This is a genomic window from Duganella alba (assembly GCF_009674495.1).
In the GTDB taxonomy this organism is placed as follows: domain Bacteria; phylum Pseudomonadota; class Gammaproteobacteria; order Burkholderiales; family Burkholderiaceae_D; genus Rugamonas; species Rugamonas alba.
Window position 1 is genome coordinate 135,477 of the sequence record NZ_WKJN01000005.1, and the last position, 14,274, is coordinate 149,750.

Below are 14,274 nucleotides of genomic sequence, written 5' to 3' on the forward strand. Positions count from 1 at the left end.
CCCCGCGCCCGCGACGGGCATATCTCGGCGAATCATCGCGGTGCGCTTTTCGGCCAGGCCGCCCGGCCTGGCTTCTTTTCGAAAGCATGCAATGAACGGCTTGACTCCCGGCCTGCTGGACCGCTTGCTTGGCGAGCATGACCGGCCCATGACATTGGAGCAGTACAAGGACAGCGTGGCGCGCGACCTGGAAGACCTGCTCAACACTCGCTGCGCGGTGCCGGAAGCGCTGATGCGCGCCTATCCCGAATGCACGCGCTCCATCGCCAATTACGGCCTGATCGACTTCGCCGGCATGTGCCTGAGCAGCAGCGAGGATCGCGCCGGTGTCTGCGCGGCGCTGAAAGCGACCATTGAACGTCACGAGCCGCGTTTGCGCAACGTACAGGCGCGCCTGGAACGCGAGGCTGGCTCCATCAACCGCGTCAGCTTCGCCATCTTCGGCACGCTGGCGGGACTGCCTTACACCGAAGCCGTCAGCTTTGACGCGGTGCTGCAACCGTCATCGCTGCATTATTCCATCAACCGCAGCACACGGGGAGGCCGGACATGAACCTGAATCTGAAAACGCTGATCGGCAAATTGAATGACACCAGCCGCCTGGCCGTCACCCGCGCCGCCAGCATCTGCGTGGCGTTGGGCCAGTACGAGGTGGAAGTCGAGCACCTGTTCCTGGCCTTGCTGGAGCAGGAACACTGTGACGTGATGCTGATCGCGCGCCATTGCGGCGTGAACGTGGCGGCGTTGGAAGCGGACCTGCACAAAGAGATCAGCCAGTTCAAGACCGGCAGCACGCGCACGCCGGTGTTCTCGCACCATTTGCCTCTGCTGCTGGAGCATGCGTGGCTGATCGCCTCGCTGGCTACACCGCCGGCACAGATCCGCAGCGCGCACCTGTTGGTGGCCCTGCTCACCGAGCCGGAACTGGAGCAGCTGGCGCATCGCGCCTCGCCGCAGTTCGCCAAGATTCCAATCGACGAAGTCAAACACAAACTGGAGAAGTACACGCATGGCTCGCAGGAAGAGACGGCCGCAACCTCCGAATCCGCCGCCGAGCCGCTTGCCGGCATGGCGCAGGCGGGGAGCGCGCGCACGCCGGCGCTGGACCAGTACACGACCAGCCTGACGCGGCAGGCGCACGAGGGCAAACTCGATCCCGTCATCGGCCGCGAAGCCGAAGTGCGACAGGTGGTGGACATCCTGCTGCGCCGCCGCCAGAACAATCCCATCCTGACCGGCGAGGCGGGCGTCGGCAAGACCGCCGTGGTGGAAGGGCTGGCGCTGCGCGTGGCTGCGGGCGACGTGCCGTCGGCCTTGAAGGACGTGGAGATCCGCACGCTGGACATGGGCCTGTTGCAGGCCGGCGCCAGTGTCAAGGGCGAGTTTGAAAACCGCCTGAAGAACGTCATCGACGAAGTGAAGCAAAGCCCGCACGCCATCATCCTGTTCATCGACGAGGCGCACACGATGATCGGCGCCGGCGGCACGGCCGGCCAGAACGACGCCGCCAATCTGCTCAAGCCTGCGCTGGCGCGCGGCGAACTGCGCACCATCGCCGCCACTACGTGGAGCGAATACAAAAAATACTTCGAGAAGGACGCCGCGCTGGCGCGGCGCTTCCAGGTGGTGAAGGTGGAGGAGCCGGATGAGGACATCGCCAGCGCCATGCTGCGCGCCATGGCGCCGTTGATGGAGCGTCACTTCGGCGTGCGCATTCGCGACGAAGCGGTGACGGAAGCCGTGCGCCTGTCGCACCGCTACATCAGCGGCCGCCAGTTGCCGGACAAGGCGGTGAGCGTACTCGATACCGCCTGCGCCCGTGTCGCCCTGGCGCAAAGCGGCACGCCGGCCTTGCTGGAGGACGCGGCCAGACAGATGGACCGCATCGCCGCCGAAAGCGCCGCGTTGCAGCGCGAAGAGGGCGGCACGGCGCTACGCCAGCGCATGGAGCAGCTGCAATCCGATCACGACGCGCTGAAGGAAGAACACGCCCGCCACGCGGAGCGCTGGCAGCGCGAACAATCCATCGTCGCCGCCATCATGCGCCATCGCGCGGAGGGCAACGGCGTGAGCGAAGTCCGCGCGCTGAAAGAAGAGCTCACCGCCCTGCAAGGCGAAACGCCGATGGTGCCGCTGGATGTGGACGGCGCCACCGTGGCAGCCATCGTTTCTGGCTGGACCGGCATCCCGCTCGGGAAAATGGTCAAGGACGAAATCCGCATGGTGCTCAACCTGCAGGACGCGCTGCAAGCCCGCATCCTCGGTCAGCCGCAGGCGATTGCCGCCGTCGCGCAACGCGTGCGCACGGCGCGCGCCAATCTGGATGATCCCAACAAACCGAAAGGCGTGTTCCTGTTTGTCGGCCCGTCCGGCGTCGGCAAGACCGAGACCGCGCTGGCCCTGGCCGACCTGCTGTACGGCGGCGAACGGAAACTCATCACCATCAACATGAGCGAGTACCAGGAAGCGCACAGTGTCTCCGGCCTGAAAGGCTCGCCGCCCGGCTACGTCGGCTACGGCCAGGGCGGCGTGCTGACCGAAGCCGTGCGCCGCAATCCCTACAGCGTGGTGCTGCTCGACGAAATCGAAAAAGCCCACCCGGATGTACTCGAACTATTCTTCCAGGTATTCGACAAAGGCGTGATGGACGATGCGGAGGGCCGCGAGATCGACTTCCGCAACACCATCATCATCGCCACGGCGAACGCCGGCTCGGCCACGATCATGCAGGCGTGCCTGAACCAGGAGACACCGCCGCAGCCGGAAGCGCTGGAAGAGTTGCTGCGTCCGCAGCTGGTCAAGCACTTCAAGCCGGCCTTCCTCGGCCGCGTGAAAGTGGTGCCGTACTATCCGATCCCCGATGCGGTGCTGACCGAGATTATCGCGCTCAAGCTGGCGCGCATCGCGCAACGCATCCGCGAGCAGCACCACGCGGAGTTCAGTTACGAGGCCTCGCTGCTGGACGCCGTGCTGGCGCGCTGCACCGAGGTCGATTCCGGCGCGCGCAACGTGGACCACATCCTCAACGGCACGCTGCTGCCGGAAATCGCACAGGCGGTGCTGGAGAAGATGGCGCAGGAAGAGCCCATCACGCGCATCAAGGTTGGCGCCAGCAGCGAGGGGCAGTTCAAATACATCGTCAAATAGGAGGCAACCATGTTCAATGTAGCGCAACTGCTGCAACCGGTGAGCGCGGAGCAGCGCTGCGGCGAGGACCTGTCCTTCGGCCCGGAGGTGGATGCCATCGCGCGGGCGCGCATCTACGACGACCCCACGCTGGAGCAGGGCGAATGGGAGACCGCGTTGAAGGAAGCCGACTGGCCGCTGGTCGCCAGCCGCTGCGCCGACATGATCGCCACGCGCAGCAAGGATCTGCGGCTGGCGGTCTGGCTGGCCGAAGCCCTGGCCAAAACGCGCGGCCTGCGCGGCCTTGGAGACGGCTACGCGGTGCTGGCCGGTTTATGCGAGCTGTACTGGACAGATTTGTATCCGTTGGTCGATGACGGCGACTATGACCAGCGCATCGGCAACCTGTTCTGGCTGCTGGCGCGGACGCCGTTCCTGGTGCAGGAGTGCGCGGCTGCGGCGCCTGAATTGGCCGATGCCGAGTACTGCCTGGCGTCGCTGATCGCCCTGGAGCGCGTGGTAGATACGCAACTGGGCGCAGACGGTCCCGGCTTCAGTGCGGCCCGGGAAGCGGTGCAGTCGGTGGTGCGCGCCCTGGCGCCATATGGCGGTTCCGTCATGATTGCCGAAAGTGCCCAGGCCACTGATGGTAACGTTGTCATGGCGTCCGCCGGCGGCTTGCACAATCGAACGCAGGCGCTGCAACAACTGCGTCTCGTAGCGGATTTCTTCCGCCGCACCGAGCCGCACAGTCCGGTCGCCTACCTGGCCGAACGGGCGGCGAATTGGGGCGAGATGCCGTTGCATGTCTGGCTGCGCGCGGTGATCAAGGACCCGGCCGCCATCGCTGGCGTGGAGGAGTTGCTGGGCGCGTCGCCGGCCACGGAGTAATGCTGCGCCGCAATGTCGAATCTTTCTTTTATGCTACATAACGCGGGAGGTTTAGTGCTAGCATGACCTGGACAATCCAGACTTTTAGCCAGGGAGTGAGCTATGCATAACCTCAAGATCGGTACCCGCCTGGGCTTCGGTTTCTCGCTGATTTTGTTACTGCTGGTTGCGATGACCTCGATCGGCATTCTGCGCCTGAGCAGCGCCAGCGCCAAGACCGACGAGATGATCAACGTGAAGATCCGCGACGAGCGCCTGATTGCCGAATGGGGCAAGATCATCGAAGTCAACGCCGCGCGCACCACCGGCGCCTTCATGGTGCGCGACGCCGCCGATCAGAAAAAGCTGGAGGCGCTGATGGCCGCATCGTCCGGCCGCGCCACGCAGATCCAGGACCAGATCGGCGCCAACCTGGATGACGACGCGCTCAAGCCGCTGTTCAAGGAAGTGCTCGATACGCGCAAGAGCTACACCGATTTCCGCAAGTCCGTTTTCACCGCCAAGAATGCCGGTGACCTGGATGCCGCCGCCAAAATCTACGAAGGCGACATGACCCAGAGCCGCATCCGCTACCTGGCGGCGCTCAAGGCTTTCGCCGATAAACAGGGCGCGCTGCTGGACGCTTCCGCCGTCGAGATTCAGCATCAATACCAGAGCGGCCGCACGCTGCTGATCATGCTTGGCCTGGCTGCGATTGTGATGGGCGTGTTCGCCGCATGGTGGATCACGCGTACCATCACGCAGCCGATCAACGCGGCGGTGAAGGTGGCGGAGACGGTGTCGTCGGGCGATCTGACCAGCGATATCCAGGTCAACAGCAGCGACGAAACCGGCCAGCTGATGCACGCGCTGAAGACCATGAACACCAATCTGGTCAACATCGTCGGGCAGGTGCGCAACGGCACCGAGCTGATTGCGACCGCCTCCACGCAGATCGCCGCCGGCAACCAGGACCTGTCCTCGCGCACCGAAGAACAGGCTAGCTCGCTGGAGGAAACCGCATCGTCGATGGAGGAGCTGACCTCCACCGTGCGCTTTAACGCGGAGAATGCGCGGCAGGCCAATGAGCTGGCGATCAGCGCCTCGGAAATCGCCAGCCGTGGTGGCTCGGTGGTGGGGGAGGTGGTCAATACCATGGGATCGATCAACGATTCGTCGCGCAAGATCGTGGACATTATTTCGGTCATCGACGGCATCGCTTTCCAGACCAATATCCTGGCCTTGAATGCGGCGGTGGAAGCGGCGCGCGCGGGCGAGCAGGGACGCGGCTTCGCGGTGGTGGCGTCGGAAGTGCGCAATCTGGCGCAGCGCTCCGCCTCGGCCGCCAAGGACATCAAGGGCCTGATCGACGATTCGGTGCAGAAGGTGCAGATCGGTTCCGAGCTGGTGGACAAGGCCGGCCAGACGATGGAGGAAATCGTCCAGAGCATCGGCCGCGTCACGCAGATCATGACGCAGATTAGCAATGCCAGCGAAGAACAGAGCCAGGGCATCGCGCAGGTGAACGATGCGATCACGCAGATGGACCAGGTGACGCAGCAGAATGCCGCGCTGGTGGAGGAGGCCGCAGCGGCGGCGGAATCGATGCAGGAACAGTCGGCCAAGCTGGCGGATGTGGTGAGCGTGTTCAAGCTCGATGCGGCTTATGCCAGTCCGGCGCCTACCTTGCCGCGCGCGCCGGCACGCGTGGCGGTGGCTCCGCGCCGCGCGCCTGCCGTCACGGCGCCGGTTCAACGTGCGACGCCGGTTGCCGCGCCGCGCAAGGCTGTTACGGCCAGTGAAACGGACTGGGAAGAGTTCTAAGCCGGTACAATGGCGGTCTATGAATACCGCCAGTCCCGAACAATCCGCGCGGCGCGCCGTATGCGCCGCGTGTCTGCGCCCGCAGCAGACCTGCATCTGCCGCTGGGTGACGGCCCTGCCCAACCAGGTGCAGGTGCTGATCCTTCAACACCCCATGGAAGTGAACAACGCCAAGGGCAGCGCACGGCTGCTGCATTTAAGCTTGTCCAATAGCCGGCTGGAAGTGGGAGAGACATTCGAACCGGCGCAATTACAGGCGATGCTGTCGCCCGAGCGCCGCAACGTGCTGCTGTATCCAGACACCGAAGACGCGTCGCTCGGCCTGGCCAAGCCGCAGCCGTTCGATCCCGCGTGGCTGGAGCAGCCGCTGCGCCTCGTGGTATTGGATGGCACCTGGCGCAAGAGTCGCAAGATGCTGTATCTGAATCCTCTGCTGCAAACCTTGCCGCGCCTGCCGCTGCGCGACACGCCGCCATCCCACTACCTGATCCGCAAGGCGCACCTGCCGGACCAGCTGTCGACGCTGGAAGCCACCGTGTACGCGCTGGCGCAACTGGAAAACGATATCAACAAATTCAATCCGCTGATCGACGCCTTCGACGGCTTCGTCGCGCAGCAGGCCAGCTACGTTACGAAATCAGCTTGAGGCCAGGCGGCAGGGCGTCGCCCAGCATGCGTTTTTCGTCGGCTTGATCGAGCTCGGTCACTTCACGCACCATGGTGCTCCAGTTGGCTGGCGCGCCGATGCCGGTCAGGCGGCGCAGCACTTCGGCGCGCAGTGTTTCGTTGATGTCGCGCGAGCGGTCGCCGGTCATGCGCGCCAGATGGGCGGCGGCGAAACCGGCCGGTTCCACTTTTTTCCAGTCCAGTGCCAGCACGGCGTCCAGCCATTGTTCGACGATGGCTGTCTCCACCACATCGTGCGCGCTGCCGTGGAAGGGTTGGCGCGCGCCGACGCGGCTCAGGCCCCACAGGAAGCGGCCCTGCGCCGCTTCGGCCTTGGCCAGATCGGCCGCGCCGCTGCGGGTCTTGTTGGCGGCGGCTTTGCTTGCTGCCTTGGTGGAGACCTGCAACTGGCCCAGCATCCATGCGCCAATTTCGGCCTTGTAGCTGCCGGGGATGCGCTCCAGCGAGGCGCCGAGACGCAGCATGTCTTCTTCGCTGCCGTTGACCAGCGTGACCGGACGGCGGCCGCGCTCCGCAGCGTCGGCCTGCACGTTGAAGGCGAAATCGTCCAGCACGCGCAGTTGCATCTCCACGCTCAAGCCGCCGGAAACGCGGCGCCACAGCGTCCACCATTCGGCGCAGACCTGGCTGTCCTTGTGGTGCTGGACGCCGGTTTCAAACATCGCCCACAGCTGGCCGATGCGCCATTCGTCGAGCGTGTGGCCGAAGCCGGGACGCAGGCAGTAGCCGCTCAGGTTGAGCCACGCGCGTTCGTGTTCGGATGAGCGGCGGCGGCCTTTGGCGCGTTCCATCAGCGCGTCGAACAGGCGGCGTAGCAGCGGAGTGTGCCAGCTTTCGCGGCTGCCCAGCAGGTGTTCGAGTTGCGCGCGCAGCTGTTTCACTTCTTTCAGGTCGACTTGCTGCGCGCGGCTGCCGAAGATGCGGTCGATCTTGTCGATGGCGGCTGTCAGGCCGGCCGGCATGGCCGCTTCGTCCGGCGCCGTGGCTTCGGCCGTTGTGTCGCCACGCAGCTGGAATTCCAGCAGCCAGCGTTGCGCGCTGTCCTTGGCGACGCACTGAACTTCCAGCGTGCCGACTTCGCTCAACGAGGTAGCCAGTAGCACCGGGATTTCCTTGCGCGTGTCGCTTGCGCCGCTGTCACGCAGCACGGTGGCGATGGGCGGCAGCTGGACGTATTCGTCGGGCTGAAGGTCGACCAGGTCGCCGGCTTGCGGCGCGTCCGAGGTGGAGGAGGCGAGGTGGAAGCGTACCGGTCTTCCGAGGCGCAGCGCGAAGGTGCGGTCGGCCAGCAGGAGTTCGCGGTTCTCGGCGGCGCCGCGCGGCAGGATGCAGACGGCGCGGCGCGGCTGATCGGCATGGGCGGCGTCGTCCAGCAGCAGGAAGTAGCTGCGCGCGGAGCCGCCGCCGATGACCGGCGCCTGACCGGCCTGGCCTAGCGCGTAGGCGACGCCGCCGCGTGCGACGGCGACGTCGGGATTGTCGTTGTGCAGAACGCGCAAAGGCTGCTGGCGCCAGCCTGCCAATGCGGCTTCCAGGCGGCGCGCCAACGCGTCGGCGCGGAACACTCCGCCGTTGAGCAGCAGCGTGTCGGGAACCGGGATGGCGCTGCTGTCTGCGGGCAGGCCGAGGGCTTCCCGCGCGGCGGCGGCATGCTGGCGCAGGAAGTCTGCAAGGTGACGCGTGATGGCGGCGTCGCTGGCGTAGGGCAGGCCGAATTCGACGATGGCGCCGCGTCCGCGCCTGGCCGGTTCCTGCGCCGCGTTGAGCGGGAAGAAGCCGTCCACCACCAGCGTGGCCACCTCGTTGCGCGTCAGTTCGGCGGAGCGCGAGCCGCCGATCAGGCGCGAGCCGGCGCCCAGCAGCGTGACCGTGGTGCGTTCCGGCGCATCGGCCGCCAGCAGCAGCTCTTTGGCAGCCCGGCAGCGCTCGGCCAGCTGCGACAGGCGGCTGGCGGACAGGCGCGCTGGCGCCCCCGCGCTCGCGCCGCTCGGCGTGGCCGTCATGCGCGATTCGACGAGGTGGGCGAGCGCCAGGTCCATATTGTCGCCGCCGAGGATCAGGTGGTTGCCGACGCCGATGCGGCTGATCTGCGGCTGCGCGCCGCCGCCGTCCACTTTCATCAGGCTGAAGTCGGTGGTGCCGCCGCCGACGTCGCACACCAGCACCAGGCGCGTGTCGGCCAGTTCCTCGGCCAACGTCGCGCGCTGGCGGAACAGCCAGTCGTAGAAGGCCGCCTGCGGCTCCTCCAGCAAACGCAGCGAAGGCAAGCCCGCCATGCGCGCCGCCTCCAGCGTCAACGCGCGCGCACCTTCATCAAAGGATGCGGGGATCGTCAGAATAATTTGCTGCGCTTCCAGCGGATGCGCCGGAAAGCGCGCATTCCACGCGCTGCGCAAATGCGCCAGATACGACGCGCTGGCCGCCACCGGCGACACCTTGGCCACATCGGCCTCCGCGCCCCACGGCAGAATCGGCGCCGTGCGATCAACCTGCGGATGCGACAGCCAGCTCTTGGCGCTGGCCACCAATCGTCCGGGCACCTGCGCGCCCAACTTGCGCGCCAGCTGGCCAAGCACCACCGGCGACACGCCGGCGACATCGTTCGTTCGCCACGGCAGCTGCACATCGCCCTCCGCCAGCTCGCCCTGCGCGGGGTGATAGCGCAAGGACGGCAGCAACGCCGCAGCACCGACCTCGCCGGGCGCCGTCAGTTGCTCGATATCGAACAACTGAATTTGTGCGCTACCGGCTTCCGCATAGGCCATCACCGTATTGGTGGTGCCCAGGTCGATGCTGACGACGTACTGACTCATATTCAGGCAGCAGAACGAACGTCGAACTCCACCTTCCAACGCTGGCCATCATTGGCCACTGCGGCCAGTTCCAGCGTGCCCGATTCGGTCGCCATCGCATGCAGACGCACCTGCACCACATCGCCGGCCTGACGGCCTTCCGGCGACAGGTTGGCCTGGATCTCGTTCATCTCGATCAGTTCATCCGGCCCCCAGAAGTCCAGCAGATCGCCGATCTGGTCCTGACGACGCACCGACGAACCGAAGAAACGGAACTGCACCGGCTCTCCGACCACCAGGCCAAACTCCTGATTCGGCAATTCGATCTCGCTGCCTTCCTCCATGCCGAACGGCGCCACGCACAGCGCCTGAATCGGCGGCTCCATGCCGGGAATCGCCGGCATCGCCGACTCGATGGCCACGTAATAGGAACGCGCCGTACCGCCGCGAATGCGCACGCCGCTGCCGCGACGCACGTAGCTGTAGTAAGCCGCGCCGCGCGCCACCGCCAGATCCAGATCGGCGCCGGCCAGCATGCGCGCAGCTTCCGCGCCTTCCATGTAAAGCCAGTCGTTGAGCGTGGCCATGATGCGTTGCGCCAGCAGCTCCGACTTGAACACGCCGCCGTTGAACAGCACCGCGGTCGGATGCAGGAAGGTCGCGTCGGCGCTTTGCTTGCCGGCGTAGCCTTCCAGCTCGGAGGTGGCGCCAACCTGGCGCGCCAGGAACGCCGCCAGATGGCGCGTGATGCCGGGATCCTGCGCATACGGCAAGCCAAGCTGCGTCAGGCCCGCGCGGGTGCGCAAGGCCGGACGCGCCGCCGCATCCACCTGCGGGAAGAAGCCGTCGAGAATAAACGTCGTCACTTCATCGCGCGTCAGTTCGGTGCGTACCGAACCGCCGATCAGCTTCGAGCCACGGCTCGGCACGACGATAGGCCAGGTGGCGATGGTTTCATCGGCCAGCAGCTTTTCCTTGGCGGTGCGGCAGCCGTAGGTCAGCGCGCGCATCTGCCACGCGTCCAGCTGCGTGCCGTTGGCGGCCAGCTTGCGCGCCACCAGATGGGCCAGCGCCAGGTCCATATTGTCGCCGCCGAGCAGAATGTGGTCGCCCACCGCGATGCGGTGCGGTTCCAGCACGCCGTCGCGCTCCAGCACGGCGATCAGCGAGAAGTCGCTGGTGCCGCCGCCGACGTCGACCACCAGGATGATGTCGCCCGGTTTGACTTCCTTGCGCCAGCGGCCTTCGCTGCCTTGAATCCAGCTATACAGCGCGGCCTGCGGTTCTTCCAGCAGCGTGAGGTTGGTGTAGCCGGCGGCGCGTGCCGCGTCGGCGGTCAGTTCGCGCGCGCCCGGATCGAAGGATGCGGGAATCGTCACGGTCACCGCCTGCTCGCCGAACGGTGCGTCCGGGTGCGCCTGTTCCCACGCCTTGCGCAGGTGGCTCAGGTAGCGCGTCGATGCTTCCAGCGGCGAGACGCGCGTGACTTCTTCCGGCGCGTCGTTCGGCAGCAGTGCCGAGCGGCGGTCCACGCCGGGATGGCTCAACCAGCTCTTGGCGCTCGACACCAGGCGGATCGGCGTGGTGGCGCCACGGCTGCGCGCCATTTCGCCGGCCACGCCGGTTTGTTCCTCGGCGCTTTGCTGCCACGGCAGCTTGTTCTCGCCAGGCGCCAGTTCGTCGGCGTGCGGCAGGTACAGGAAGGACGGCAACAGCGGCAGTTCTTCGATGGTGCCCGGTGCGGTCAGTTGCGGAATCGCCAGCACGCCGTGCTGGGTTTTTTCGCCTTCGCTGGCTTGCAGGTTCACATACGACAGCGCGCTGTGCGTGGTGCCCAGGTCGATGCCGATGGCGTAACGGGGATCGCTCACAGTTCCACCTCCGCAGGCGCCAGGATGGACGCGTCATGGGCTTCCGCCAGTTTCGGCAGGCGCACGTCGGTCGAGCGCCAGCCGCGATGGCTCAGCGTGCCGCGGAACGGCGCCTTGCCGACCACGTTGCCGGTCAGGCGCACGGCGGCGGCGTCGAAGCCTTCCGGCAGCTCGATGCGGCTGCCTTCGGCTTCGCTGCGCACCGGTGCGATGGTGAAGTGTTCTTTCAGTACCTTGGCGCAGCCCTCGTGGACCACGCGCGCGGCGGCGCCGATGTCGGCGTCGGAATAGGCGCTCAGGTTTTCCTGCGTGAAGTCGATCAGGCGCGCTTCGCGCTGGAACAGCGACAGCAGTTGCAGCGCGGCGTCCGGCGTGGCGACGCGCAGCGTTACCGGCGCAGGGGCTGGTGCTGGCGCAGGAGCCGGTGCAGGCGGCGCAACCGGCGCGGTGGCTGCTTGTGGCGCGTCATCCATGCGGTTCAGGCGCGCGGCGTATTCAGCGTCGGACAGGGCGCGGAAGAAAGCGCCGATGGCGATGGAAATCCGGCTGAAGAAAGACGGCAAAGGTTGGCTGGAATTGTTCATTATGTACTCACTGTGTTGGTGCCGAGCGCTGCGGCGAACGCGCGCTGGGGCGAAGCCCGGCATGATACCAGCTTGCCCCGGCGCTCCCCAAGGCCGCGCGACCGCACCGTTGATATTTCGCTTGATATGGCGTCATCGAGCGACTAAGATACTGTATATGCATACAGTATCTGGATCAGAAATGGCCTTCGACGAAAACAACCAGGAGCACGTGATGCTGCCGCCGCCCTCGCTCAAGGCGCAGAAGGGGCGCGGCGCGGTATCCAATATGCAAGGCCGTTACGAACTCAACGCCCGCGAAGCCTATGACGACGGCTGGGAGCGGGAGGAAGAAGAGGCCAGGCCATGGAAAACGCAAGTCACCGACGAAATCTGCAAATCCATCCTGAGTCGCAATGCCTCGCCGGATTTGCCGTTCAGCGTCTCGCTCAATCCCTATCGGGGATGCGAGCACGGTTGCATTTATTGCTTCGCGCGGCCGACGCACAGCTATCTCGGACTGTCGCCCGGCATGGAGTTCGAGAGCAAGATCTTCGCCAAGGTCAACGCGCCGGAAATGCTGCGGCGCGAACTGGCCAAGCCCAGCTACGAGCCGCAGTCGATCGCGCTGGGAGTCAACACGGACGCCTACCAGCCCTGCGAGCGCGAATACAAGCTCACCCGGCGCATCCTGGAAGTGCTGCAGGAATGCCAGCATCCCGTCGGCCTGATCACCAAATCCGCGCTGATCGAGCGCGACATCGATATCCTGGCGCCGATGGCGGCCAAGCAGCAGGCCGCTGTCGCCATCACGCTGACCACGCTGGACCCGGCCATCGCCCGCACGCTGGAGCCACGCGCGGCCGCGCCCGCGCGTCGCCTGCGCACCATCCGCACGCTGACGGACGCCGGCATTCCGGTGGCGGTCAGCATCGCGCCCATCATCCCCTTCATTACCGAGCCGGATATCGAGCGCATCATGGAAGCGGTCAAGGAAGCGGGCGCGGTCAGCGCGCACTACACCGTGTTGCGGCTGCCGTGGGAAGTGGCGCCGCTGTTCAAGGAATGGCTGCAGGCGCATTTTCCAGAGCGCGCGCAGCGGGTGATGAACCGCGTGCGTGAAATGCGCGGCGGCAAAGATTACGACAGCAATTTCGACACGCGCATGAAGGGCGAAGGCGTGTGGGCCGAGCTGATACGCCAGCGCGTAAAAATCGCCACCGAGCGGCTGGGGCTGACCGGGCAGGGCAGTCGCTTCCACCGCATGGATGCATCGCAGTTTACCCGTCCGCTGGTGGTGCCGCCACTGGGCGCGCGCGCCAGGGCGGCGGCCGACGCGGGGCAGCTGGATTTATTCTGACGGCGCAGCGCGCAGCGCGGCCAGGTGGCGCTCGATGTCGAACACGTGCTGGTCGTGGCGGCCCAGCTCGCGCAGGGCGCTGGCCAGGTGGTTGAGGTAATCGCTGTTCGGCCCGCTTGGTCCGGCGGAGCGGGCGATGTGGGCGGCGATGTCCTGTTCGGAGGCGGCGCCGAGGAAAGCGATGTTGTCCGGCGTGGCGATGTACACCAGGCCTTCGACCTCGCCGTCTTCAAAGGTGATGGGAATGGCCAGCCGCAGGTAGCCGTTCTTTTCGCGGTGGTCCAGGTGGGTGAACACTTCCGGCGTGATCAGGTAGGCCATGCCGTGGCAGATGGCGCCGGCTTCCTCGATCAGTGTCACCACGCGCCCCGGCGCTTCCGGCGTGCCGCGGTGGTCGTGCGAGCCTTGCCAGAACCGCCGCGTCCAGCCGGCGATGCTGGCCGGGCGGCGTTGCAGGTAGGGGAAGTCCGCCTTGTAGATCAAGGAGCCGTAGCCAAACAGCCAGACGCTGTGGTGGCCGTCAAACTTGTCCATCAGTTGATTGATGGCGATGGTATTCGCAGTCATGCTGCATTATAAAACAGCGGTAGCGCTAACATCAGTCAGCGGTGCTCAGTGCCAGCGCTTGTTGCAGATCAGCCTGGTCGCGGACCACGTGCAGGCGGCGCACGCCCATGAAGCTGAAGGCGGCTTTGAGCATCACTTCATGGTTTTCCATTAACTGCTGTTCGGACTCGGGGCCCATCACGGCGCAGCCGGAGGTGACCAGTACCAGATCGAGGTCGGCGCGGCGCTGGCCGGCGGCGGTTTGCATTTCCAGCAGGCGGTCCAGCCACGCCTTGAGCGTCGACGGGATCGAGAAATTGTGCATGGGCGCGCCCAGCACCACCAGGTCCGCGTCCTGGAATTCCTGCAGCAGCGAGGCGCTTTGCAGCGCTTCGGCGCGCACTTCGGCATTCATGGGAATGTCGGCGTCCCAGCGCTGGCTGATGACTTGCAACAGCGGACCGCTGGCGTGGGAAAGAGGGGAGGCCGCGAGGTCGCGGTAGAGGACGGTGGCCTGCTCATTGGCGGCGGTCAGCGCGGTGATCGCCGCCGCTGTGATCTGTCGTGAAGTGGAATGGTCGCCCAAGGCGCACGAATCTATATGCAAAATGTTCATCAATGAAGCATACACAGGG

11 protein-coding genes are annotated in these 14,274 nt (G+C 65.8%); 6 read left to right on the top strand and 5 right to left on the bottom strand.

The window, feature by feature from the left end; translation table 11 throughout:
- Positions 1-91 precede the first annotated feature (91 nt).
- The 5 genes from tssE to GJ695_RS06755 all read left to right on the top strand — a co-directional run bounded on the left by tssE (position 92) and on the right by GJ695_RS06755 (position 6,466).
- Positions 92-553, top strand: coding sequence for a type VI secretion system baseplate subunit TssE (gene tssE, locus GJ695_RS06735; protein ID WP_154363163.1), 462 nt, complete (start codon positions 92-94; stop codon positions 551-553).
- Positions 550-3,147, top strand: coding sequence for a type VI secretion system ATPase TssH (tssH, locus tag GJ695_RS06740; protein WP_154363165.1), 2,598 nt, complete (start codon positions 550-552; stop codon positions 3,145-3,147). Before tssE ends, tssH begins: the two co-directional genes overlap by 4 nt.
- Before the next feature lie 9 nt (positions 3,148-3,156).
- Positions 3,157-4,017 (top strand): type VI secretion system protein TssA, encoded by an 861-nt coding sequence (tssA, locus tag GJ695_RS06745; RefSeq protein ID WP_154363167.1) that lies wholly within the window; start codon positions 3,157-3,159, stop codon positions 4,015-4,017.
- Between the two features lie 102 nt (positions 4,018-4,119).
- Positions 4,120-5,820 carry a methyl-accepting chemotaxis protein gene (locus tag GJ695_RS06750; protein WP_154363169.1) on the top strand — a complete coding sequence of 567 codons (1,701 nt, stop codon included), beginning with the start codon at positions 4,120-4,122 and terminating at the stop codon, positions 5,818-5,820.
- A gap of 19 nt (positions 5,821-5,839) precedes the next feature.
- A complete protein-coding gene (locus GJ695_RS06755) occupies positions 5,840-6,466 on the top strand; it encodes a tRNA-uridine aminocarboxypropyltransferase (RefSeq protein ID WP_154363171.1) in 627 nt (208 codons plus the stop codon).
- Here GJ695_RS06755 and GJ695_RS06760 read toward each other — a convergent pair.
- From GJ695_RS06760 to GJ695_RS06770, 3 genes are read right to left on the bottom strand one after another with little or no spacing between them, the layout of a single operon-like run.
- On the bottom strand, positions 6,450-9,320 hold the full coding sequence (locus tag GJ695_RS06760) for an Hsp70 family protein (protein WP_154363173.1): 2,871 nt from the start codon (positions 9,318-9,320) through the stop codon (positions 6,450-6,452). The two genes, GJ695_RS06755 and GJ695_RS06760, sit on opposite strands and share 17 nt — an antisense overlap.
- 2 nt (positions 9,321-9,322) lie before the next feature.
- On the bottom strand, positions 9,323-11,170 hold the full coding sequence (locus GJ695_RS06765) for an Hsp70 family protein (protein WP_166455061.1): 1,848 nt from the start codon (positions 11,168-11,170) through the stop codon (positions 9,323-9,325).
- Positions 11,167-11,754, bottom strand: coding sequence for a DUF2760 domain-containing protein (locus GJ695_RS06770; protein WP_154363175.1), 588 nt, complete (start codon positions 11,752-11,754; stop codon positions 11,167-11,169). The genes GJ695_RS06765 and GJ695_RS06770 overlap by 4 nt, the downstream gene beginning before the upstream one ends.
- A gap of 181 nt (positions 11,755-11,935) precedes the next feature.
- On the opposite strand from GJ695_RS06770, the gene GJ695_RS06775 reads away from it, so the two are divergent.
- The gene (locus tag GJ695_RS06775; RefSeq protein ID WP_154363177.1) at positions 11,936-13,093 is read left to right on the top strand and encodes a PA0069 family radical SAM protein; all 1,158 of its coding nucleotides are present in this window, start codon (positions 11,936-11,938) and stop codon (positions 13,091-13,093) included.
- Here the strand turns inward: GJ695_RS06775 and GJ695_RS06780 are convergent.
- Positions 13,085-13,660, bottom strand: coding sequence for a gamma-glutamylcyclotransferase (locus GJ695_RS06780; protein WP_154363179.1), 576 nt, complete (start codon positions 13,658-13,660; stop codon positions 13,085-13,087). The two genes, GJ695_RS06775 and GJ695_RS06780, sit on opposite strands and share 9 nt — an antisense overlap.
- 31 nt (positions 13,661-13,691) lie before the next feature.
- Positions 13,692-14,255: an NAD(P)H-dependent oxidoreductase gene (locus tag GJ695_RS06785; RefSeq protein ID WP_154363181.1), complete on the bottom strand. Its 564-nt coding sequence runs from the start codon at positions 14,253-14,255 to the stop codon at positions 13,692-13,694.
- Between the last annotated feature and the right edge of the window lie 19 nt (positions 14,256-14,274).

Coding starts and splice junctions, on each gene's coding strand:
- tssH (WP_154363165.1), top strand. CDS start 550: ATGAACCTGAATCTGAAAACGCTGATCGGCAAATTGAATGACACCAGC.
- tssE (WP_154363163.1), top strand. CDS start 92: ATGAACGGCTTGACTCCCGGCCTGCTGGACCGCTTGCTTGGCGAGCAT.
- GJ695_RS06760 (WP_154363173.1), bottom strand. CDS start 9,320: ATGAGTCAGTACGTCGTCAGCATCGACCTGGGCACCACCAATACGGTG.
- GJ695_RS06775 (WP_154363177.1), top strand. CDS start 11,936: ATGGCCTTCGACGAAAACAACCAGGAGCACGTGATGCTGCCGCCGCCC.
- tssA (WP_154363167.1), top strand. CDS start 3,157: ATGTTCAATGTAGCGCAACTGCTGCAACCGGTGAGCGCGGAGCAGCGC.
- GJ695_RS06770 (WP_154363175.1), bottom strand. CDS start 11,754: ATGAACAATTCCAGCCAACCTTTGCCGTCTTTCTTCAGCCGGATTTCC.
- GJ695_RS06755 (WP_154363171.1), top strand. CDS start 5,840: ATGAATACCGCCAGTCCCGAACAATCCGCGCGGCGCGCCGTATGCGCC.
- GJ695_RS06785 (WP_154363181.1), bottom strand. CDS start 14,255: ATGAACATTTTGCATATAGATTCGTGCGCCTTGGGCGACCATTCCACT.
- GJ695_RS06750 (WP_154363169.1), top strand. CDS start 4,120: ATGCATAACCTCAAGATCGGTACCCGCCTGGGCTTCGGTTTCTCGCTG.
- GJ695_RS06780 (WP_154363179.1), bottom strand. CDS start 13,660: ATGACTGCGAATACCATCGCCATCAATCAACTGATGGACAAGTTTGAC.